17 protein-coding genes, 1 tRNA gene and 1 pseudogene are annotated in these 20,209 nt (G+C 71.8%); 4 read left to right on the top strand and 15 right to left on the bottom strand.

Annotation, left to right across the window (positions count from 1 at the left end; translation table 11 throughout):
• Positions 1 to 59: 59 nt before the first annotated feature.
• The 5 genes and pseudogenes from ACIOGX_RS19105 to ACIOGX_RS19125 form a co-directional block, all read right to left on the bottom strand.
• Positions 60 to 794: pseudogene (locus ACIOGX_RS19105) on the bottom strand (polysaccharide deacetylase family protein); the annotation flags it as partial.
• On the bottom strand, positions 784 to 2,535 hold the full coding sequence (gene murJ, locus ACIOGX_RS19110; protein ID WP_401914550.1) for a murein biosynthesis integral membrane protein MurJ: 1,752 nt from the start codon (positions 2,533 to 2,535) through the stop codon (positions 784 to 786). The pseudogene ACIOGX_RS19105 and the gene murJ, both read right to left, overlap by 11 nt.
• The gene (locus tag ACIOGX_RS19115) at positions 2,532 to 4,013 is read right to left on the bottom strand and encodes an O-antigen ligase family protein (protein WP_401914552.1); all 1,482 of its coding nucleotides are present in this window, start codon (positions 4,011 to 4,013) and stop codon (positions 2,532 to 2,534) included. The genes murJ and ACIOGX_RS19115 overlap by 4 nt, the downstream gene beginning before the upstream one ends.
• Positions 4,013 to 5,821 (bottom strand): sugar transferase, encoded by a 1,809-nt coding sequence (locus ACIOGX_RS19120; protein WP_401914555.1) that lies wholly within the window; start codon positions 5,819 to 5,821, stop codon positions 4,013 to 4,015. Before ACIOGX_RS19120 ends, ACIOGX_RS19115 begins: the two co-directional genes overlap by 1 nt.
• Positions 5,818 to 7,020 (bottom strand): glycosyltransferase, encoded by a 1,203-nt coding sequence (locus ACIOGX_RS19125; protein WP_401914557.1) that lies wholly within the window; start codon positions 7,018 to 7,020, stop codon positions 5,818 to 5,820. The genes ACIOGX_RS19120 and ACIOGX_RS19125 overlap by 4 nt, the downstream gene beginning before the upstream one ends.
• Before the next feature lie 490 nt (positions 7,021 to 7,510).
• On the opposite strand from ACIOGX_RS19125, the gene ACIOGX_RS19130 reads away from it, so the two are divergent.
• The 3 genes from ACIOGX_RS19130 to ACIOGX_RS19140 all read left to right on the top strand — a co-directional run bounded on the left by ACIOGX_RS19130 (position 7,511) and on the right by ACIOGX_RS19140 (position 9,093).
• The gene (locus ACIOGX_RS19130; RefSeq protein WP_383961426.1) at positions 7,511 to 7,750 is read left to right on the top strand and encodes a chaplin; all 240 of its coding nucleotides are present in this window, start codon (positions 7,511 to 7,513) and stop codon (positions 7,748 to 7,750) included.
• Between the two features lie 346 nt (positions 7,751 to 8,096).
• Positions 8,097 to 8,546, top strand: a complete 450-nt coding sequence (locus tag ACIOGX_RS19135) for a hypothetical protein (RefSeq protein WP_356512514.1) — start codon at positions 8,097 to 8,099, stop codon at positions 8,544 to 8,546.
• 208 nt (positions 8,547 to 8,754) lie between these two features.
• Complete coding sequence (locus ACIOGX_RS19140) at positions 8,755 to 9,093, top strand: hypothetical protein (protein WP_356512512.1); 339 nt, start codon at positions 8,755 to 8,757, stop codon at positions 9,091 to 9,093.
• A 175-nt stretch (positions 9,094 to 9,268) separates the two neighbouring features.
• Here ACIOGX_RS19140 and ACIOGX_RS19145 read toward each other — a convergent pair whose 3' ends face one another.
• The 9 genes from ACIOGX_RS19145 to galU all read right to left on the bottom strand — a co-directional run bounded on the left by ACIOGX_RS19145 (position 9,269) and on the right by galU (position 16,456).
• Positions 9,269 to 9,904, bottom strand: coding sequence for a vitamin K epoxide reductase family protein (locus ACIOGX_RS19145; protein WP_356512863.1), 636 nt, complete (start codon positions 9,902 to 9,904; stop codon positions 9,269 to 9,271).
• 56 nt (positions 9,905 to 9,960) lie between these two features.
• Positions 9,961 to 10,467: a DUF5949 family protein gene (locus tag ACIOGX_RS19150; RefSeq protein WP_356512510.1), complete on the bottom strand. Its 507-nt coding sequence runs from the start codon at positions 10,465 to 10,467 to the stop codon at positions 9,961 to 9,963.
• A gap of 382 nt (positions 10,468 to 10,849) precedes the next feature.
• Positions 10,850 to 10,923, bottom strand: a tRNA-Ala gene (locus ACIOGX_RS19155).
• 130 nt (positions 10,924 to 11,053) lie between these two features.
• Positions 11,054 to 12,202 (bottom strand): gephyrin-like molybdotransferase receptor GlpR, encoded by a 1,149-nt coding sequence (gene glpR, locus ACIOGX_RS19160; protein ID WP_401914560.1) that lies wholly within the window; start codon positions 12,200 to 12,202, stop codon positions 11,054 to 11,056.
• 137 nt (positions 12,203 to 12,339) lie between these two features.
• Positions 12,340 to 12,978 carry a GNAT family protein gene (locus ACIOGX_RS19165; RefSeq protein ID WP_356512506.1) on the bottom strand — a complete coding sequence of 213 codons (639 nt, stop codon included), beginning with the start codon at positions 12,976 to 12,978 and terminating at the stop codon, positions 12,340 to 12,342.
• On the bottom strand, positions 12,975 to 13,502 hold the full coding sequence (locus tag ACIOGX_RS19170; RefSeq protein WP_401915105.1) for a molybdenum cofactor biosynthesis protein B: 528 nt from the start codon (positions 13,500 to 13,502) through the stop codon (positions 12,975 to 12,977). Before ACIOGX_RS19170 ends, ACIOGX_RS19165 begins: the two co-directional genes overlap by 4 nt.
• Before the next feature lie 74 nt (positions 13,503 to 13,576).
• Positions 13,577 to 14,143 (bottom strand): cyclic pyranopterin monophosphate synthase MoaC, encoded by a 567-nt coding sequence (moaC, locus tag ACIOGX_RS19175; protein WP_384768061.1) that lies wholly within the window; start codon positions 14,141 to 14,143, stop codon positions 13,577 to 13,579.
• 72 nt (positions 14,144 to 14,215) lie between these two features.
• Positions 14,216 to 15,550, bottom strand: coding sequence for a gephyrin-like molybdotransferase Glp (gene glp, locus ACIOGX_RS19180; protein WP_356512502.1), 1,335 nt, complete (start codon positions 15,548 to 15,550; stop codon positions 14,216 to 14,218).
• A 3-nt stretch (positions 15,551 to 15,553) separates the two neighbouring features.
• Positions 15,554 to 16,456 carry a UTP--glucose-1-phosphate uridylyltransferase GalU gene (gene galU, locus ACIOGX_RS19185; protein WP_356512500.1) on the bottom strand — a complete coding sequence of 301 codons (903 nt, stop codon included), beginning with the start codon at positions 16,454 to 16,456 and terminating at the stop codon, positions 15,554 to 15,556.
• Between the two features lie 103 nt (positions 16,457 to 16,559).
• Between galU and ACIOGX_RS19190 the strand changes: the two genes are divergently transcribed.
• Complete coding sequence (locus ACIOGX_RS19190) at positions 16,560 to 17,159, top strand: 5-formyltetrahydrofolate cyclo-ligase (protein ID WP_401914565.1); 600 nt, start codon at positions 16,560 to 16,562, stop codon at positions 17,157 to 17,159.
• Between the two features lie 27 nt (positions 17,160 to 17,186).
• Here the strand turns inward: ACIOGX_RS19190 and ACIOGX_RS19195 are convergent, their stop codons facing one another.
• Complete coding sequence (locus tag ACIOGX_RS19195) at positions 17,187 to 20,024, bottom strand: penicillin acylase family protein (protein WP_401914568.1); 2,838 nt, start codon at positions 20,022 to 20,024, stop codon at positions 17,187 to 17,189.
• Positions 20,025 to 20,209: the final 185 nt, after the last annotated feature.

Below are 20,209 nucleotides of genomic sequence, written 5' to 3' on the forward strand. Positions count from 1 at the left end.
CGCGCGGCCCGCGCGGTCCGCCGTGTGTGCGCCGCGTACTCGGCGTACTCCCCCGCCGGGACCGGCTCGCGGCGCCAGCGGTGCGTCCGCCGCTTGAGGTGCAGCCGCAGGCCGGTGTCGCTCTCCCCGACATGGACGCGGGGCAGGGCGAACACACCGGTGAGCGGCCCCGGGTCGATGGCGCAGGCGTACGCGTACCCCGCGGCGCGTACGGCCTCGATGGCGCGCGCGTCGACCGTGCCGTACGGATAGCAGTAACCGGCGACCTCATGACGGCCGGTCAGATCCCGGAGCAGTTCGCGCAGGAGCTCACGGCTCCGCGCGGTGTCGGCGGCGAGCACCGCGTCGTCGGCCTTGGTCAGATCGGTGTGGCGCAGTCCGTGCGAGCCGATCTCCATGCCCGCCCGCGCCGCCGCGCGGATGCCGTCCGCGGTGAGGAGGGACTTGCTCGGGCCGGGGGTGTCCCATTCGTTCGTACCCCCGAGACGGCCGGGCAGGACGAAGACGGTCGCGGTGAAGGCGTGGCGGCGCAGCAGCGGGACGGCCTCTTCGAGGAAGTCGGCGTAGCCGTCGTCGAAGGTGAGCCCGACGAGTCCGGCGCCCCGCCCTTCGGCGCGGGCGCTCAGCAGCCGGTCCATACTGACGCCGGTCAGCCCACGGCGGCGCAGCCAGCGCAGCTGCCGGTCGAGCCGGTCCGGCGAGACCGTCACCCGGTAGGGGTCGTCGGTGGGGTCGGCGACGGAGTGGTACATGGCGGCCCACAGGGGGCCGGCGGACACCGTGTCAGCGGGCATGCGCGAGCTTTCGTGTGAGGGGGCGGGAGAGGAAGCGGAGGATGGTGTCGGTCTCGGGGGCCCGCAGGGCGCGCGCGATGACGAGGAACACCGCGCTGACCACCACGCAGGCCGCCATGGCGCCCAGGACGGGTGACGGGATGAGGGCTCCGCAGAGCCATCCGGAGCCGGTGGCCGCCGCCGCGGCGGCGCTGAGTTTGACCAGCCCCCCGGTCATGAACCGGAGGCTGACGGGCACGCTGTGCCGGCCGACCCCGTGCAGCATCAGGGCGGCGGTGACGGTGATGCCGAGCGCGTTGGCGGCGGCGATGCCGAGCACGCCCCACACCTGGACGAGCAGGGTGCCCGTGCCGGTGGTGAGCGCGAGCCCGGTGAGCATGGCGAACGCGGGGAACCACAGCGGGCGCGCGGCGGAGAAGTAGCAGCGTACGAGCGCCCCGACGAGCGTGTGGCCCAGCAGACCGAGCGCGTACACCCGCATCACATCGGCGGTCGCCGCCGTGTCCGCCGGCTCGAACGCGCCGCGCTGGAAGAGCACTTCGATGATCTGCGGCGCGCAGGCGACCACCGTGGCGGCCCCGACCAGCACGATTATCCCGGCCAGCGCGAGATCGCGCTCGACCCGGCGCCTGGCCCGCTCGGTGTCCCCCGCCGCCATGGCGCGGGCGACCACCGGGAAGGTGACGGTGCACAGCATCATGGAGAGCGTCATCGGGATCTGCGCGACCTTCTGCGCGTAGTTCAGATGCGAGATGGCGCCGGCCGGCAGCGGCGCGGCGAGGAACCGTTCGATGAGGACCTGGGACTGCCGGCTGAGCGCGAAGACGATGACGGGCGCGAGCAGGGCGAGGGCGACGGTCGGCCCGCCGCCCGCGTCCTCCGGCCCCCGCTCGGTCACGGTCACGTCCACCGGCCGGCGGGCGCGCAGCCTGCGCCACAGGACCGGCAGTTGGACGAGCACCATCAGTACGCCGCCGATGGCGACCCCCGCGGCGGCGGCCCGTACCCCCCACCGGTCGGAGACCATCAGCATGGTGGTGATGATCCCGGCGTTGTACGCGACGTAGATCATCGCGGGCGCCGTGAAGCTGCCGTGCGCGCGGAGCGCCGCGCTGCAATACCCGGCCATGCCGAAGGTGAAGGCACAGGTGGCGGTCAGCCGGGTGCAGTCGACGGCGAGCCCCGGCTCGGGCAGTCCCGGTGCGAGGACGGCCACCACCCAGGGTGCGGTGGCCACCAGCAGCGCCGAGCCCGCGCTGAGGGCGAGGAACAGCCGGGGCAGGGTGCTCCGCACCAGGAGCCGTACGGGATCCGGGTCCAGGGCCGGTGCGGTGGCACGCCGGGCCAGGGCCAGGCTGAACGCCGGTACGAGGATCAGCGCCATGGCGTCCTCGATGAGGAGCGTGGCCGCGACCTCGGGCACGGTCCAGGCGACCAGGAAGGCGTCGGTGTCGGGACCGGCGCCGTAGAGATGGGCGATGGTCTGGTCGCGGGCGAGTCCGAGGAGCGCCCCGGCGGCGGTCAGCAGCGCGGTGAGGAACGCCGCGCGCGCCAGGAACCGTCCGGAGGAGAAGGAGCCGCGGCCCTCCGCGCCGGGGCGGGCCTTCCTTCCTGTGCCGGCTCCTCCCGCGCCGGCTCCTCCTGTGTCGTCGCCTCCCGTGCCCCCGCCCTTCGCGATCTCCACGGAGGGCGACTCGGGCTGCGGCGGTACGGCGGGAAGGGAGTGTCTCGTATCGCTCACGCGCGGCCGGCCTCACTCTCGGTGGGGCGCCCGGCGGAGCCGAGGGCCCACCGTGCCGCCAGGCCGAGCATCACGGCCGTCAGTACGGTCGACGGGCCGCCGATGTCCGCGTAACTGAAGTCCACCAGCTGCCAGATGAGCAGCCCGGTGACGGCGAGGCCGCAGTCGGCGCCGGTACGGGAGCGGTGCGCGCCGGGCAGCCGGCGCAGCGCGCGGACGAGGAGCGCGGCCCAGCTGCCCGCCAGGGCGACGATGCCCAGCAGCCCCTGTTCGCTGAGGACCAGCAGATACATGTTGTGCGGGGAGAGCAGCGGCTGACGCTGGAAGCCGAGACCCGCGCCCTCGGTGTCGCTGGCGGCGGAGAGCGCGAGCGAGGCGTGGCTGTCGCGGTGGGCGGGGAAGCCCTTCAGCCCGACGCCGGTGACCGGGTGCTCGCGCCACATGTCCGTGGCCGCGGCCCACATGGTGTACCGGTCGGTGACGGACTGGTCGGGCGCGTCGGTGACCCGCGTGATGCTGTCGAGCCGCTCGGTGATCATCTGCGAGCCGATACCGAGACCTCCGACGAGTACGACGCCGAGCGCCCCGGCCACGAGCACGACCACGACGGCGCGGCGCGGACCCGAGAGCGTCAGCTGGAGGGCGACGGCCACGGCGGTGGCGATCCAGGCGCCGCGGCTGAAGGACAGGACGAGGGGTACGGCGAGCAGTCCGGCGCAGCCGAGCGCGACGGCGCGCCGCACGCGGGCCACGTGCTGCCCCCGGCCGTCCGCCGCCGAGCCGTCCGCCCCCGGGCTGAGGGCGAAGCCGACGCAGATGACCAGTCCGTACGCGACGACCGTGGCCATGCCCATCACGTCGGTGGGGCCGAAGGTGCCGACCGCGCGGATCTCCTCGCCCATGTACGAGGCGCCGGTGCCGGTCAGATACTGCGTGACGCCGATCGCGCCCTGTACCAGCGCGAGGACGACGACGGACCCGGCGACCAGCCGGACGTCACGGCGGTCGCGCAGGAGGAGCAGCAGCGCGCCGGGCACCAGCACGAAGATCTGGAGGTAGCGCGCGATGCCGGGCAGGGTGGAGCCCGGGTCGTGGGCGGTGAGGGCCGCGACGGTCACGCCCAGTACGGGAAGCCCGAGGACGACCGCGGCGGTCCGGGTGAGCGGCCTGGCGCGGTCGCGCAGGACGCGTACGAGACAGTGCAGGACGAGCAGGCCGGAGGCCGCGTCCGCGACGCTCCCGGACCCGGCGGAGCCGTCCCCCGCGGGCGCCGAGGGCACGGCGAGCAGCGCGACGACCGCGACGGCCGGCAGCAGATGCGCCGACCGGCGCAGGACGTGCCCCCAGGGACCCGCCGCCGGAAACGGCCGGCCGGCGGACCGGTGGGCAGCGGGTCGGCGTGCGGCGGGATGACGCGCGGTCAGCCCCGCGATCCCGACGCCGCCCGTGAAACCGACGCCGGTGGCGTCCGAGGCCATCAGCTGCCCGCCGGGCGGACGAGGGACGCGGCGGTCCGCAGCAGGATGCACACGTCCTGCCACAGCGACCAGTGGTCGATGTAGTGGTTGTCGAACCGCGACCGCTCCTCGATGGAGGTGTCCCCGCGCAGCCCGTGGACCTGCGCGAGTCCGGTGATGCCGACGGGCATGCGGTGCCGGGCCGCGTAACCGGGCTGCGTCTTGCTGAAGTTGGCGACGAAGAACGGACGCTCCGGCCGGGGTCCGACCAGGCTCATGTCACCCCGCAGCACGTTCCAGAGCTGGGGCAGTTCGTCCATCGACGTACGGCGCAGGAAGTTGCCCACCGGGCTCATCCGCAGATCGTTGGCGATGTTCCAGCGGGTGGCGGACTCGTGCTCGTCGGCCGGGCGCAGGGTGCGGAACTTCAGCAGGGTGAAGGTACGGCCGTTCTGTCCGACGCGTTCCTGGCGGAAGAGCACGTCACGGCCGTCGCAGAGCCGGACGGCGAGCGCGCAGGCCAGCAGCACCGGGGAGGCGGCCAGCAGGAGCGGGAGCGTGAACACCACGTCCAGCAGCCGCTTGACGGCCGCGTCGCGGCGGTGGCGGCGTACGGGGGACGGCTCGACGCGACGGGCGGCGAAGCCCCACAGGTGCCGCTCCATGGCGACGGGCGCGGCGGTCAGGTCCCAGGGCCCCGCGCCGACGAACCAGGTGGCGCAGCCGTACTCGTGGAAGAGCGCGACGAGGGCCGCGCGCTCCGTGCCGTCGCCGGGGTCGGCGGGGTCAGGGAACCCGACGTCGGGGAACCCGGACTCACCGAACCCCGGCTCGGCGAACCCGGACTCGTTGAACCCCGTCTCGTTGAACCCCGTCTCGTTGAAGCCCGCCTGGCTGAACCCGGAGTCGCCGAGTCCTCGCTCGCGGTCGGTGAAGTCGATGAACCGGTGGTCGATGAACAGCGCGTCCTGGACACCGTTCTGGATGACCGCCCGGTGGATCTCCTCGGCCGAGGTCAGCACCGGCAGGGCGGGGGCGTCCGCCACTCCGCCGTCCCGGCCGCCCGTCCTGGCGGCGGCGCGGTCCGCCTCGTCCTCGTCCTGGGCGGACCCGGCGATCCCGACGGGCCGCAGGCCGTACTCGGGATGCTGGGCCAGCAGCGCGGCCAGCCGCCGCGCGGCCGGTCCCGAACCGACGACCAGCGCGGACCGCAGCCGGTTGCGCGCCACGGCGCGGCGCCGCGTGTGCAGGAGCGAGCGGCAGCCGCACGCGACGACGAGCTGGAGTGCGCAGCCGCCCAGCAGGTCCGTGACACCCACGGCCAGCGAGGGGAACAGCGCGGCGAGTACGGCGGCGGCGGCGCACCAGGCCACCGCGATCCGGGCGGCCAGCGCGGGGAGCTGGTCCAGCCCCGACAGGACGACACCGGGGCGGTAGAGCCCGGCGGTCGCGTTCAGTACGGTCACCCAGACGACGAGCTGGACGAGGAGGACGGCGTCGCGCTGCTCGTCGCCGAGTACGACGGTGGACAGCAGCGCCGCGAACACGTCCGAGGCGAACAGCGGCAGGCCGAAGCGCAGCGGGGAGCCCGCGGGACGGCGGGCCGGCCGCGCGAGGCGGTCCGGGGTGTCACGCGGGGAGGCGATCGAGACGCGCCGCAGGACCTGCTGCCCCAGGGTCTGTGGCCCCGGGGTCCGCGGTCCGACGGTCTGCTGTCCCAGGGTCTGCTGTCCTGCCGTCTGCTGTCCCAGGGCCTGCTGCCCCATGGCCTGTTCCGCCGTCCGCGCCCGCCCGGTGGGCGGGGGAACGCTGGTGCTTTCCGTGGTCACTGGGGAATCGGCTCCCTGCGTTCGGGGCGCGGCACTGAGGCGACTTCGCGATACACATCCGCGATGGCCCGCGCTGTCTGCCGCACGTCATAGGTGCTGAGTACGTGCTGATGGCCCTGGCGGCCGATCGCTTCGCGCAGTGGCGCGTCGCGGAGCAGAGTGCCGAGGGCCGCCGCCAGCGCGGGCGGGTCCTCCGGCGGTACGAGACAGAGCGCTTCGCGTCCGGGCGGCAGGCTCTCGCGCGCCCCGTCCACGTCGCTGAGGACGACGGTCCTGCCGCTCGCCATGGCCTCCAGCGGGGCCACCGCCATGCCCTCCCAGCGCGAGGGCAGGACGACCAGATCGGCCGCCCGGTACCAGGGCGCGGTGTCCGGTACGGCCCCGGCGAAGAGCACCGAGGGCGGCGCGGCGGCGCGCAGCGCGGCGGCGTCGGGACCGTCCCCGACGAGGACCAGCCGCGCCCGCGGCAATTGCAGGAGGACCTGCCGCCAGGCCCGCAGCAGGATGTCCTGCCCCTTCTGCCTGCAGAGCCGTCCGACGCAGACCACGACGGGTGTGTCCGGCGGGAGCGCGGCCAACGGCGGGAGCGCGGCCCGCGCGGCGGTGGTGTCGGTCAGGTCCGCGGGCCCGGACGGCCCGTCGGCGGATCCGAACCGCCCGGCATCGACCCCGTTGTGGACGACGGACCAGGGGGCGCGGATGCCGGCCCGCTCGCCGGTACGCCGTTCCGCGTCGCTGACGCATACGACCCGGTCGGTCCACCGGACGGCCCACCGCTCCCAGTATCCGGCCAGCCGGCCCGTCACACCGCCGACCGCCTCGAACGACCACGCGTGCGGCTGGAAGACGGTGGGCACCCGGCCGCGTACGGCGAGCCGTCCGGCCAGTCCGGCCTTCGCGCTGTGGGCGTGCACCAGATCGGGCCGGACCCGCCGCACCACGCGGGCGGCCTGCCCGATCTCACGGATCAGTCCGGGTCCGGGGTCACGGGTCGCCCGCCAGCCGTGGACCTCGGCGCCGAGCCGGGCCGCCGCCGCGGCCAGCGGCCCTTCCACGGGACAGGCGACGGCCACGCGTACTCCGGCGTCCCGTTGTGCCCCGACCAGGTCCAGGACCACCCTCGCCACTCCGCCGTCGACCGGCTGGACGAGGTGGAGCGCGGTGAAGCCGGCCCCGGGCCGGCGCCGTTCTGGCTGCACGCGCAACTCCTCCACTCGTGGATACGGAAAAACGATCTCTTCGAGCGGGCTCGGGCGCCCGGTGTTCCGTTCCGGTTTTCCGCTCCTACGAAAAACGCACCGGCACGACAGGGGTCACGCCGGACACCGAATCGAACGCATGAGTCATCCGGCGCCCCGCGAATTCATTACCGTCCCCGAGAACCTCCGAATTCCACATAGTGGCTCTCCGTCTCGAAGACCGAAACAATCAGGCACCTTTACAGAGGGCGGACTGAAAATCACGTGAGACGCGCTGAATCGAGCCGAACGTACAAAAGGACTCTTAAGAGCGGTAGTTACACGCACAACCGTTACTTCTCACCCGATCGGCCACCGCGCCCGGCCGAGTGGCAGACGGGGCGTCACTCTTTCGGGCGCGCAACCGATGAGCGCCTTCGGCGTTGATGCATAGGTCAGGCAATCGCGCCCGACACGTACTGCGTCCCTTTCGACCGAGGAGCCCTTCTCCATGTCGCGTATCGCCAAGGCTGTTGTTCTCTCCACCGCGGCCGCCGCCGCTGTCGCCGGCGCCTCCGGCGTCGCCTTCGCCGACGCCGACGCCGGGGCCGCCGCTGTCGGCTCCCCGGGTGTCATCTCCGGCAACGTCATCCAGGTCCCGATCCACCTGCCCGTGAACGTCTGCGGCAACACGATCGACGTCGTCGGCATCCTCAACCCGGCCTTCGGCAACACCTGCGTCAACAACTGACGACCTTCGCTGTCGCTGTCGGCGCCACGCCGGCGTCGCGCCGACGTCGCACGCGAGAGCCGCTCTTTCCCTCGGGGGCAGAGCGGCTCTTCCGCTGTCCGGGGGTCACCCTTACGCGCCCCGGCGGCCACCCGTACGGCGGCGCGGCACAGGCCCGCGCGGGCACCGTCCGGACGCGTCGGACCAGGTGAGAGCGGGTCGGAGCGGGCCGGGACGGATACGGCGGCCGTGATACCGGCCGTAGGGACGGTGCCTGTTCGGTTGCGGGCCCCGGGTGGGGAACCGACGGTGAGGAGAACGTTACGACTCGTCCCGAACGTTACGGCTCAGCCCGAAAGGACCAGGCATGCGTCTCCCGCTCTCCCGCCGTTTCACGACCGCCGCCGTGTGTGCCGCGCTCGCGCTCGGCACCGTCGCCCCCGCCGCCGCCCGTGAACTCCCGCGCGACACCGGAACCGACACCGCTCCGGCTCCCGCGGCTGATCCCGCGCCGGACCCGACGGCGCCCGCGGCGCCCGACGCACCCGCGGCGCCCGCGCACCAGGCCAAGCCTTCGGACGACGCCAGTGACGTGCTGAAGCCCATCGCGGATCTGGTCCAGGCGGCGCTGAAGGCTCCCGGCGGAGAGCTGACCGCCGCTGACATCGAGAAGCACACCAAGGCCATCAGGGACGCGGTGGCCGCCCTGAAGGCCACCGTGCCGGCCGACGCGCTGGCCGAAGTGGTCGCGACCGTACAGAAGTCCACCGGATCATCGACCGAACCGGCTCCCGCGGCCGATCCCCGACAGCCGTGAACAGCCCCCGCCCGGCTGCTCGTTCGATACGAGAATAGGGCGAGTCCCCTTCATTCGAGTGGCCTGTCCAGAATTCCTTCCCGACGGAGTTTCCGCCGCACGTACGCGTCGTTACTGATGACGAGCGACCGCGCGAAAGGGTTCTCCAAGAAGCCTGTGCGAAGCGTGAGTTGTCTCGCGACAGACATCACCGAAAGAAGGATTCACCATGAAGCCCATGAAGGTCGCCGCTGTCGTCGCCGGTTCCGTGATGGCTCTCGGCGCCGCCGCTCCGGCGTTCGCCGCCGAAGGCATGAGCCTCAATGGCGGGCTGGAGACCGTGATGAGCGAGGGCCTCAAGGACCCCCGGCCGCTGAACACCAACGCGCTGGACACCGAGAACCCGGGGTCCGTGCTGAACGCCGTGAAGGGTGCCACGGACAGCCTGAACAAGAAGAAGGGCGGCAAGACGAACGGCAAGAAGACGTCGGGCAAGACGGGCGCCAGGGAGATCGTCGGCACGTCGACCGGCAACAAGCTGCTCGGTGGGCTTCCGCTCGGCAAGTAGTCCCCGGTCGGCACGTAGTCCCGGCAGCGGTTTCCGGAGACGGCATGACGGCTTCCCCCGACGGTGTCCGGAGGCGCGGCGATTCCCGTGCGTGACCGGACGGGACGGTCCGGGCCCCGCGCGGGCCCGGACCCCGTAGCCGGCCGGCGGTGGCCGGACCCCGCAGGACCTGACCTCAGCTGGTCCAGAAGTCCCACCAGCGGGTCAGGATGAGCATCCCGATGATCCCGGTCCACAGCACCGGCGGCACCCAGTGGAACTCGCTCAGCGCCGCCCGCAGCCCGGCGGGCGCGGGCAGGATCCCGTGCTCGATGTTGTGGGCCGTGACGTAGCAGAACATCACGATGGTGGCGACCCAGGCCAGACAGCACCACAGACACAGCGAGTTGATGCTGTAGAGCGACTGGTACTGGAGCCACGTGCAGAAGCCGACGCCGAAGAGCGTTCCGGCGTTCAGGCCGAGCCAGAACCAGCGCCGGTAGCGCGCCCCGGCCAGCAGCCCCGCGCCGACGCCGATGACCACCGCGTACGCGGCCAGCCCCAGCATCGGGTTGGGGAACCCGAAGACCGACGCCTGGTCGCTCTTCATGATGTTCCCGCAGGAGACCACCGGGTTCAGACTGCATCCCGGGGTGAAGTCCGGGTCCTCCAGCAGTCTGAACTTGTCGAGAGTGATCACCCAGGCCGCCAGCAGCCCGGCCGCGCCGCTGATCATCAGCACGAGCGCGAAGGCCCGGCCGCCGCCCCACGTACCGCCGGTGCTGTCCGTACGCTCATCGGTGGCCGTGTTCTCGGCCAGTGCCGTCGCCATGACGTCCGCTCCCCTGCTTCCGGTGCTCATCCGGTATCCGTCCGGGCTTCCGACGCTCAGCCGCGCAGGCTGCGTACCGGCACCAGACAGTGCGCGGCGCTGGTGAGCATCGCCTCGTCGCCCGCGAAGGCGCGCAGCTGCTCCTCCGTGACGGGCCTGCCCGGGGTCGCCTCGGCCCACGGCCGGGTGGCGACGATGAAGTAGACCTGCCCGTGGTCCCGCGCGTCCCGCTCCCACTCCGGCGGGACGGGGCACTGCGCGTTCAGATACGGCATCGTCAGCACGGCGCGGCCCGCCTCGACCAGCAGCGTGATCGACACGTTGGGGGTCTTCGAGACATCGACCAGATCGCCGCCGGGGATCAGCCCGATCTCGGCGAGGACCGTACGCATCGTCTCCTCGCCGGCCTCCGCCCCGTCCTTGCCGTCCCCGAGTGAATAGGCGAGCAGGAAAGGGGCGTTGCGTTCGCTGCCGGAGGGGTCGCTGGTCCAGGGAATCACCGAGAGAGTGCCCAGCCTGGAGGCGTGCCGCGCACTGATCGAAACGGAATTGGTAGAGGTCATGTTGCGGCACATTAGTGGCCCGCGGGGAATATCCGTGAGCCCGCTTCACCCAAGTGGGGGACCACGCACGCCACTTCGGGACATCACTCTCTCCCTTTCGTTTTCCAGTACGAGACTTATTCATCTGTCCTCGCGCCTCGCGCGGGGGCGCGTCGTACCGCCGCTTCGACGGCAGGACCGCGCTGTGACCCAGCTCTCACCATGGCCGTGCGGCGGATGAACCGGCTTCCGCGTCGAGGCGGGGTGACGGGAGGGAGGAGCGTATGGATCTGGCAGCCGAGTGGAGGCCGGGCGCCGACTCACCCGAGCCGCCCTGAACAGTCCCCGGAAACGCGAGAATCCCGTCCGGTCTTCCGACCGGACGGGATTCTCGTTGTTGTTGTGGACCTGAGGGGATTTGAACCCCTGACCCCCTCGATGCGAACGAGGTGCGCTACCAGTCTGCGCCACAGGCCCTTGCAACGAGTGAAACCTTAGCACCCTCGCCGCCGTGCCCGGAAATCCGTGAGGGGCTGGTCACCGGGGCACCGTGTCACCGGGCCGGGGGGCGGGCGGGGTGAGCGGGGGCGGGGTGGGGGGCGCTGGGTCACTCGTTGGCCGCTCGGGGGCGGTCGTCCTCGTCGTACTGGTCGAACAGCGGGGTCCTGCCGCGGTCGCGCGTGCGGCGGGGGGCCGGGGCGCGGGGCGAGGGTGGGGGTTCCACGGTGGGCTCCGCCGTGGAGGAGCGGGCCGCGCTCCACGTTTCCGGGTCGCCGACCTCGACGCCGCCGCCGGCGCGGGGAGCGACCGGGGCCGTGACGTACGTGGGGAGCGGGACCGGTACGGGGTCCCAGCTGTCGCCGCTCGCCGGGCCGCGTTCGCGCTGCTGGTCCACCCACTCCGCGTGGTCGGTCTGCTCGACCAGGGCGCGGCGGCCCGCCTCTTGGGGCGAGACCGTGGGCGCGGGGGCAGGCTCGGGGCCGGGTTCGGGCTCCTCGTCCGGCTCGCCCGCGGCGGCCGTCGACGGCTGGTGGCGGCGCGGGCGGTTCTCACGGAGCCGCTGCGCGGCGGCCTCGGCCCTGCGCCGGTCCATGGTGAACGCGAAGCGCCGTCGCTCCTGGCCGCGCAGATGCACGATGTACGCGCTCAGGAGTACGGCCGGGACGGCCGGCGCCCAGAGGAAGCCGAGGCCGCCGACCGCCGCGACGACCGTGCCGAGTGTGAAGGCGAGGAAGAGGACCACGGTGGTACGGCGCCGCCGGGCGAGGACCTGGAGGCGCTGTGCGCGCCGGGCGCGTTCCGCCGCGGCGCCCGAGGGCCGTACGCGCCGCCCGGGAGCGGGGACGGAACGGTCGGGCGCGGGGCGCGCGGGCGCGGGGCGGGACGCCTGGGCGGGACGGGACGCCGGGCGCGCGGCCTCCGGCCTGGCCGGAGCCGGGACGTCCGCGCGGATGTCCATCCGGGCCTCGGTACGGGCCGGGGGCGCGGAGAAGGCCCGGACATCGACGGAGCTGATCGACTCCGTGCGGCTGTCCGGTTCCCGGTCGGGCCCCGCCTCCTCGGCGGTGCGCTCCTGAAGCTCCTTGGCGTAACGGCGCTCCATGGCCGCCCGTCCGGACAGCAGCCGGATGGCGGTGCTGAAGCGTTCCGTCGGGCGTGCCTCATTGAGCTCGTCCTGCCTGCGGAGCCACATCGGCACCAAGTAGGCGGCCCAGGCCCCGACAATGACTGCGTAGATCAGGCCGCTGCTGCTCACGGTTCACACCGTAGAGGGGTTCGCACGAGGGCATCCGCCAATTGAGCCGGTGTGTCGCACGATCCATCTGATAACACTGAATTTTTTTGTGATGGTGCGGATCAGTTTATGGCCATATGCCGATCATTATCGAACACTTATTTCATTTTCTGATCGTTTCCGGTCGCACCTGGTCGGGCCCTGCGCCAGCGGCGGAGCAGCCCCTCGGGCACCTCCTCGGCGGTGAGCACATAGATGAGATGGTCCCGCCACGCTCCGTCGATATGCAGATAGCGGGGGCGCAGGCCCTCCTCGCGAAATCCGAGTTTGTCGACCACCCGGCGGCTGGGGCCATTCTCGGGGCGGATGCAGATCTCGACGCGGTGCAATCCGACCGTACGGAAGCAGTGGTCCACGGCGAGGGCGACCGCGGTCGGCATGACACCGCGGCCCGCGACCTCGCGGTCCACCCAGTAGCCGACATGGCCCGAGCACATCGAGCCCCAGGTGATGCCGGCGACGGTCAGCTGGCCGACGAGCCGGCCCCGGTACTCGATGACGAAGGGCAGCATCCGGCCGGCGTTGGCCTCGCCGCGCAGGTGGCGGACCATCTGACGGTAGGTGGGGCGCTGGGCGACCGGGCCGCCCGGGGGCGGCGGCGGGATGGTCGCCTCCCAGGGCCGCAGCCAATCGCGGTTGCGCCGGTTCACCTCACGCCACGCGCGCTGGTCGCGCATCCTTATGGGGCGGAGGGTGATGTCTCCGTCCACCAGCATCGCGGGCCAGGCCGGGTTCATCCGGAGGTACGGGGGTGGTCGCCGCCGTGGATCTGGTCCACGGCGTGGACGAGCAGCCGGCCGAGCACGGCGAGACCGTCCCGTACCCCGCCCGTCGAGCCCGGCAGGTTCACGATCAGGGTCCGTCCCGCCACACCCGCCAGGCCCCGGGAGAGGGCGGCGGCGGGGACCTTCGCGGCGCCCTCGGCGCGGATCGCCTCCGGGATGCCCGGGATCTCGTAGTCGAGCACGCGCCGGGTGGCGTCCGGGGTGCGGTCCGTCGGGGAGACGCCCGTACCGCCGGTGGTGAGGATGACGTCGTACGCGGCGGCGACGCCCTCGCGCAGGGCCTGCTCGACCGGATCCCCGTCGGGGACGACCTTCGGTCCGTCGACCGCGAAGCCCAGCGCGGTCAGGCCGTCGGCGAGGATCGGGCCGCCCGTGTCCGCGTAGACCCCGGCGGCGGCGCGGTTGGACGCGGTGACGACCAGGGCGCGGTACGGGGAGGCGGTCGGGCCGGCGGACGGGGAGGCGGGCCGGGACACGGGCGGGGGGACGGACCGGGAGGCGGACCGCGGCTCGGCCCCGGGACCGGGACCGCCGCTTCTCGCGGGCGTACTCACTCCGCACCTCCGTCCGCCTCGGGGACCGCCGCCCCGGGCGGCACCACCGCCTCGGGCCGGGTCCAGTGCCCCGATGCGCCGCCCGTCTTCTCCTCGACCCGTACGTCCGTGATGACCGCGCCCTTGTCGACCGCCTTCACCATGTCGACCACGGTCAGCGCGGCCACCGAGACGGCGGTCAGGGCCTCCATCTCGACGCCCGTGCGGTCGGTGGTCTTCACCGTCGCGAGGATCTCGACGGCGTCGTCCGCGACCGAGAGGTCGAGCGTGACCCCCGAGACGGCGAGCGGATGGCAGAGCGGGATCAGGTCGGGGGTCCGCTTGGCGCCCATGATGCCCGCGATACGCGCGGTGGCGAGGGCGTCCCCCTTGGGCACTCCCCCGCCCCTGAGCAGTTCGACGACGCGCGGCGAGACCAGCACCCGGCCGCTGGCGCGCGCGACGCGCGCCGTGACCTCTTTCGCCGAGACGTCGACCATGCGAGCCGCGCCCGACTCGTCGATATGCGTCAAGCTGCCTTGCTGAGGGGGTCCGGGGGTCTCCCCCCGGGAAAACACGGTCATTCGCTGTGGCGCTCCCGGTCCGGGCCCGACGGGGCCTGTGTGGGCAGACACGGTACCGCCACCGCGCGGTGCTCAGCCGATCAGGACGACGTCGACCTCCGTGCCGGGCTCCACCGAGACGGACTCCTCCGGGATCACGATCAGCGCGTCGGCATGGGCGAGGGCGGCGATGAGGTGGGAACCGGCCCCGCCCACGGGGGTGATCGTGCCCTCCTCGGCGTCGTACGTACCGCGCAGGAACTGGCGGCGCCCCGCCGGGGACGACAGCGTCTTGCCGGCCGCGAGCGTCGCCCGGACGACGGGGCGGTGCACGTCCTCCCGGCCCATCAGGGCGCGGATCGCGGGGCGGACGAACAGCTCGAAGGAGACGTACGAGGAGACCGGGTTGCCCGGCAGCGCGAGCAGTGGGGTGTGCTCCGGGCCGATCGAGCCGAAGCCCTGCGGCTTGCCCGGCTGCATGGCGAGCTTGCGGAAGTCGACACCGCCGCCCGGCTCGTCCTCGTCGCCGACGGAGGAGAGCGCCTCCTTGACGACGTCGTACGCCCCGACGCTGACGCCGCCCGTGGTGACGACCATGTCGGCGCGGATCAACTGGTCCTCGATCGTGGCGCGGAGTGTGTCGGCGTCGTCGGTGACGGCGCCGACCCGGTACGCGATGGCTCCCGCGTCCCGGGCGGCGGCGGTGAGCGCGAAGCTGTTCGAGTCGTAGATCTGGCCCTCTCCCAGCTCCTCGCCCGGCTGGATCAGCTCGCTGCCGGTGGAGAGCACGACCACGCGCGGGCGGGGTCTGACCCGTACCGAACCGCGGCCGATGGCGGCCAGCAGGCCGATCTGCGGCGGCCCCAGGACCGTGCCCGCCTCCAGGGCCAGGTCACCGGCGCGCACGTCGCTGCCGCGCGAGCGGACGTGGTCGCGCGCCTCGGCCGAGCGGAACACCCGTACCTCACCGCTCGATCCCTCGCCGCCGGCGCCGGCGGGGCGCATGGCGGTGGCCGCGCCGCCGCCCGCGCCGCCGTCGGTCCATTCCACCGGGACGACGGCCTCGGCACCGGGCGGCAGCGGGGCGCCCGTCATGATCCGGGCGGCCTGCCCGGGGCCGACCTCGGGCAACGCGCCGCTGCCCGCCGCGACATCGCCGATGACGGTCAGCACGGCCGGGAACTCGTCGGTGGCGCCCGCCACATCGGCCGTGCGGACCGCGTACCCGTCCATGGAGCTGTTGTCGAACGGCGGCAGAGCCACCGGTACCGTGACGTCCTCCACCAGCACACAGCCCTGGGCGTCGGGCAGTTGCAGCTCGATGGGGTCGAGCGGGTGGACCGCGGCGAGGATGTCCGCGAGATGGTCGTCCACCGACCACAGCCGCTCATGGCCGGCGGCCGGTACCGATTCTGCCGTGCTGCTCACGTGCTACATCTCCTCGCTGACATAACTGCGGAGCCAGGCACGGAAGTCCGGGCCCAGGTCTTCACGTTCGCACGCGAGTCTGACAATGGCACGCAGATAGTCGCCGCGGTCGCCTGTGTCATAGCGACGGCCCTTGAAAACCACGCCATGGACCGGTCCGCCCACCTTCTCGTCGACGGACAGCTGCTGGAGCGCGTCGGTGAGCTGGATCTCACCCCCGCGGCCCGGCTCGGTCTGGCGCAGTATGTCGAAGACGGCGGGGTCGAGGACGTAGCGGCCGATGATCGCGTAATTGCTGGGGGCGTCCGCGGTGTCGGGCTTCTCGACCAGATCGTGCACCTTGACCACATCGGTGTCACCGGTGGGCTCGACGGCGGCGCAGCCGTACAGATGGATCTGCTTCGGGTCGACCTCCATCAGCGCGATGACGCTGCCGCCCTCACGCTCCTGGACCTCGACCATGCGGGACAGCAGCGGGTCGCGGGGGTCGATCAGGTCGTCACCGAGCAGCACCGCGAAGGGCTGGTCACCGACGTGGGGGGCGGCGCAGAGCACGGCGTGGCCGAGACCCTTGGGGTTGCCCTGACGCACGTAGTGCATGGTGGCGAGGTCGCTGGACTCCTGGACCTTCGCGAGCCGGCCGGCGTCTCCCTTCCGGGTCAGCGCCTCCTCCAGCTCGTAATTCCGGTCGAAATGGTCCTCCAGCGGGCGCTTGTTGCGGCCGGTCACCATGAGGACATCGGAGAGACCGGCGGCTACCGCCTCCTCGACGACGTACTGAATAGCGGGTTTGTCCACAACCGGCAGCATCTCTTTCGGAGTGGCCTTCGTGGCGGGCAGGAACCGGGTGCCGAGGCCTGCGGCGGGGATGACAGCCTTGGTGATCCGGGAGGGCGAGTGAGTCATGCGGAGTACACTATCCGCGCTTTATAGGCGGAAGATGATACTCCGGTTAACTTTCGTCTCATAAACGATCAGACGCGAGGTTTGTGATGTCCGGTGCGCAATGATGAGTGACGACATGCCCGGAAAGGCTGCGCTGCGCCGCGAACTCCTCTCCCTGAGGGCGCTCCTGTCCAGTGAGGACGCACGCGAAACCGGGGCGGTTCTCGCGCGGCGCGCACTCGGTCTGCCGGAGCTCGCGGGCGCCCGGACCGTCGCCGCGTATGTCTCGGTGGGGCGCGAGCCGGGCACGCGCGCGCTGCTCGACGCGCTGCGTGCGCGGGGGGTACGGGTCCTGCTGCCGGTGCTCCTGGCGGACAACGACCTCGACTGGGCGGAGTACGGGGGTACGGACCGGTTGGTGCCCGCGAGGCGGGGGCTGCTGGAGCCGGACGGTACCCGGCTCGGCGTGGACGCGGTCCTGGAGGCGGAGGTCGTGCTGCTGCCCGGTCTCGCGGTGGACGGGCGGGGGATGCGGCTGGGGCGGGGCGGCGGCTCGTACGACCGGGTCCTGGACCGGCTGGCCCGCGCCGGAGCGGACCCCGCGCTGACCGTCCTGCTGTACGAGAACGAGGTGGTCGCGCGGGTCCCGGAGGAGCCGCACGACCACCCCGTACGGGCCGTGGTGACGCCGGGGGGCGTCAGGCGCTTCGACGGCCGACGGTAGCCGACCGCCGGCGTTGGCCGCCCCGGCTCACGACGCGGGCGGTTCGAGCGTGAGGGTGTCGCTCGTCGCGCGCTCCACCGTGTTGACCTTGTACGGCCAGTCGAGCAGCTCGCCCTTGGCCCACTTGTCCGTCTGGTCGGTGTAGTGCGCGCTGTACGCGTGCCCCGAGGCGCCCGTCAGATTGATCCAGCGGGACTTGTCCCAGTCACCGACGTTGACGACCATCCGCATCGACGGCACCCACACGACCTCGTAGCCGCCCGCCGCGTTCCAGCCCGTCGCGTCGACCGCGGCCTCGCCGCCGCCGAGGTTCCACGGGCCGCGGTTGAGCATCTGCTTCAGGAAGCCGGGGCCGCTGGTCCCGAGGGTCTGGTTGTCCAGCTGGAGCTGGTGCAGCCGGCCCCAGCTCCAGCTGGAGACGTCCTTGCCGAGCTTGGCGGTCAGCTCCCAGCGGGCGTCCTCCATGGCGCGCTCGAACAGCTTGTCGCGGGTCTTGGTGGCGTCGTCCCTGCGGCTGCCCGGGGAGCTCCACCAGGCGTTGTCCTCGTCCTTGATGATGCCGCGCACGACCTCGTACCAGCGGTCCCCGCCGTCCGGCTGGGCCGCGTCGGGCGCGCGCTGGCCGCACTCCCGTACCAGCTGTATGTCGTCGTCCGCCGGACCGGTGCTGTCGGCGGGACGGACGTTCAGGCACTCGCCCTTGACGCGCACCTCCTTGGGAAGCTTGTTCCCGAAGGCGAGCTTGAGGACATTGCGCCAGACCGCGTTGAAGTAGGCCGCGGCCCCCGAGTCGGGCTCCTGGGTGTAGTCCCAGCCTTCGAGGAGCTTCTGCGCCTCGCGTACGGACGGGTCCGGGACATCGATCTTGAGCAGATAGGGCATCAGCAGCTTCGCGATCTCGCTGGTGTTGTCCATCTGCATGGTCTGCATGTCGTCGGTCGAGATCTTCCCGCCGTCCTTGATCTTCGACTCGATCAGGTCGTTGATCCGCTGGCTGCGGGCGCCGTAGCCCCAGTCCTCGGTCAGCGGGTACGGGTACTTCTTCGAGTCGATGACGGCCTGGTTGGCGGTGACGATGTAGCCGCGCTCCGGGTCGTACTCGTACGGCAGCTCGTCGAAGGGGATGTACCCCTTCCACTGGTACTTCGGGTCCCAGCCCGGAGCCGGCGTGCGGCCGTCGAAGCCGTCCGAGCGGATCGGGATGCTGCCCGGCGCCTGGTAGCCGATGTGGCCCTTGGTGTCGGCGTAGATGAGGTTCTGCGAGGGGACCTCGAAGTGCTCGGCGGCCTTGCGGAACTCGCCGAAGTCCTTGGCCCTGTTGAGCTCGAAGACCGCGTCCATGGACTTGCCCGGCTGGAGCGCCGTCCACTGGAGCGACACGGCGTAGCCGTCGCCGCGGTCCGGGGCGACATCCCCGACCGGGGCCTTCTCGCCGACCTTCACCAATTCGCTGTTGCGGTCCGAGACCAGCGGGCCGCGGTCGGTGGAGCGGACGGTGATCGTCTTGCTCGGGCCACCGGCGACCTTGATGGTCTCCTCACGGGTCCTGAACCGCTTCTCCTTGTCGCCGTACTGGTAGGAGTCGCCGTTGACCTTCTCCAGGAAGAGGTCGGTCACGTCGGCGCCGAGGTTGGTGAAGCCCCAGGCGATGTCCTGGTTGTGGCCGATGATCACGCCGGGCATTCCGGAGAACGTGTAGCCCGCGACGTCGTACTTGCAGGTCGCCGAGACGCTGCGGCAGTGCAGACCCATCTGGTACCAGAGCGAGGGCAGCTGGGGCGCGAGATGCGGGTCGTTGGCGAGGAGCGGCTTGTCCGTGGTCGTGTACCGGCCGGAGACGACCCAGGAGTTGGAGCCGATGCCGCTGCCGTTCGGGCCGAGCAGCTCGGGGATCTCGTCGAGCGTGCCGGAGAGCGCTTCGAGCTGGGAGTTGAAGTCCTCGGTGGCGCCGGAGGCGGTGATCGCGTCGCCGGTGCCGGGGTCCGTGCCACTGTCCGTGCCGGTGCCGGTGCCGGTCCCTATGCCGGTGCCGGTGCCGGTGCCGAGGTCCGAGCCGTTGCCGCCCATACCGCTTTCCGCGCCGTCGCCGGGCTCGGCCTTGGGGTCGTACTTGCCGGTGATCGGGTCGATCCCGCCCGCGCTGACGATCGGCTTGTTCCGGTCGTACGGATACGACGGGTACAGGTCGTCGATCTGCTGGTCGCTCAGCCGGCTGGTCAGCAGTGAGCGGTCGATCTCGTCCTGCATGTTGCTGCGCAGGTCCCAGGCCATCGCCTTGAGCCAGGCCACCGAGTCGACGGGCGTCCACTTCTCGGGCTTGTAGTCATTGGTGAAGCTCAGGGCCGCGTACTCGAAGGAGATGTCCTTGCCGTCGCGGCCCTCCAGGTAGGCGTTGACGCCGTCCGCGTACGACTGGAGGTTCTTCTTGGTCTCCGCCGAGAGCTTGGTGTCGTACTCGCGCTGTGCCACCCCGCGCCAGTCGAGGGTGCGCAGGAAGGTGTCGGTGTTGACCTGGCTCTTGCCGAACATCTCGGAGAGCCGGCCGGAGGTCATATGGCGCCGGACGTCCATCTCCCAGAAGCGGTCCTGCGCCTGGACGAAGCCCTGGGCGCGGAACAGGTCCTGGTCGCTGTTCGCGTAGATCTGCGGAATGCCGTAGCTGTCGCGTCTGACGTCCACGGGCCCGGAGAGCCCTTTGAGTTCGAGCGTCCCCGTCGTCTGCGGGAAGGAGGCACGGACCGTGCTGACGCCCCAGTACGTGCCGTAGCCGACACCGCCGACGAGCGCCAGCACCAGGACGATCACGATCAGACGGGCGCGTCGCCCCTTCTTTTTGGCGGAAGGGGGGGCTGTGTTGGCGGGCATCGCTGTCCTTCGAGGGGCAGGGTGGTCCTGGAATGCTGGAGCAACCATAGGCGCAGCCGTTCATCGTCCCGGACGCGGTGTCATGTAGTGCGACTCATCGGACGATCACACAGGTGATCACGCCATGGTTCCCGGCGGATAGCGGCCGGAAGGGAGGCGCAGATCACATCGGGTCGTACTGGCGA

Source organism: Streptomyces sp. NPDC088147 (genome assembly GCF_044741565.1).
Lineage (GTDB): Bacteria > Actinomycetota > Actinomycetes > Streptomycetales > Streptomycetaceae > Streptomyces.

Bases quoted from the DNA above. Each gene is read 5' to 3' on its own strand.
- ACIOGX_RS19195 (WP_401914568.1), bottom strand. From the start codon at position 20,024: ATGCCCGCCAACACAGCCCCCCCTTCCGCCAAAAAGAAGGGGCGACGC.
- galU (WP_356512500.1), bottom strand. From the start codon at position 16,456: ATGACTCACTCGCCCTCCCGGATCACCAAGGCTGTCATCCCCGCCGCA.
- ACIOGX_RS19140 (WP_356512512.1), top strand. From the start codon at position 8,755: ATGAAGCCCATGAAGGTCGCCGCTGTCGTCGCCGGTTCCGTGATGGCT.
- moaC (WP_384768061.1), bottom strand. From the start codon at position 14,143: ATGACCGTGTTTTCCCGGGGGGAGACCCCCGGACCCCCTCAGCAAGGC.
- ACIOGX_RS19150 (WP_356512510.1), bottom strand. From the start codon at position 10,467: ATGACCTCTACCAATTCCGTTTCGATCAGTGCGCGGCACGCCTCCAGG.
- ACIOGX_RS19145 (WP_356512863.1), bottom strand. From the start codon at position 9,904: ATGGCGACGGCACTGGCCGAGAACACGGCCACCGATGAGCGTACGGAC.
- ACIOGX_RS19135 (WP_356512514.1), top strand. From the start codon at position 8,097: ATGCGTCTCCCGCTCTCCCGCCGTTTCACGACCGCCGCCGTGTGTGCC.
- ACIOGX_RS19165 (WP_356512506.1), bottom strand. From the start codon at position 12,978: ATGAACCCGGCCTGGCCCGCGATGCTGGTGGACGGAGACATCACCCTC.
- ACIOGX_RS19190 (WP_401914565.1), top strand. From the start codon at position 16,560: ATGAGTGACGACATGCCCGGAAAGGCTGCGCTGCGCCGCGAACTCCTC.
- ACIOGX_RS19130 (WP_383961426.1), top strand. From the start codon at position 7,511: ATGTCGCGTATCGCCAAGGCTGTTGTTCTCTCCACCGCGGCCGCCGCC.
- ACIOGX_RS19115 (WP_401914552.1), bottom strand. From the start codon at position 4,013: ATGGCCTCGGACGCCACCGGCGTCGGTTTCACGGGCGGCGTCGGGATC.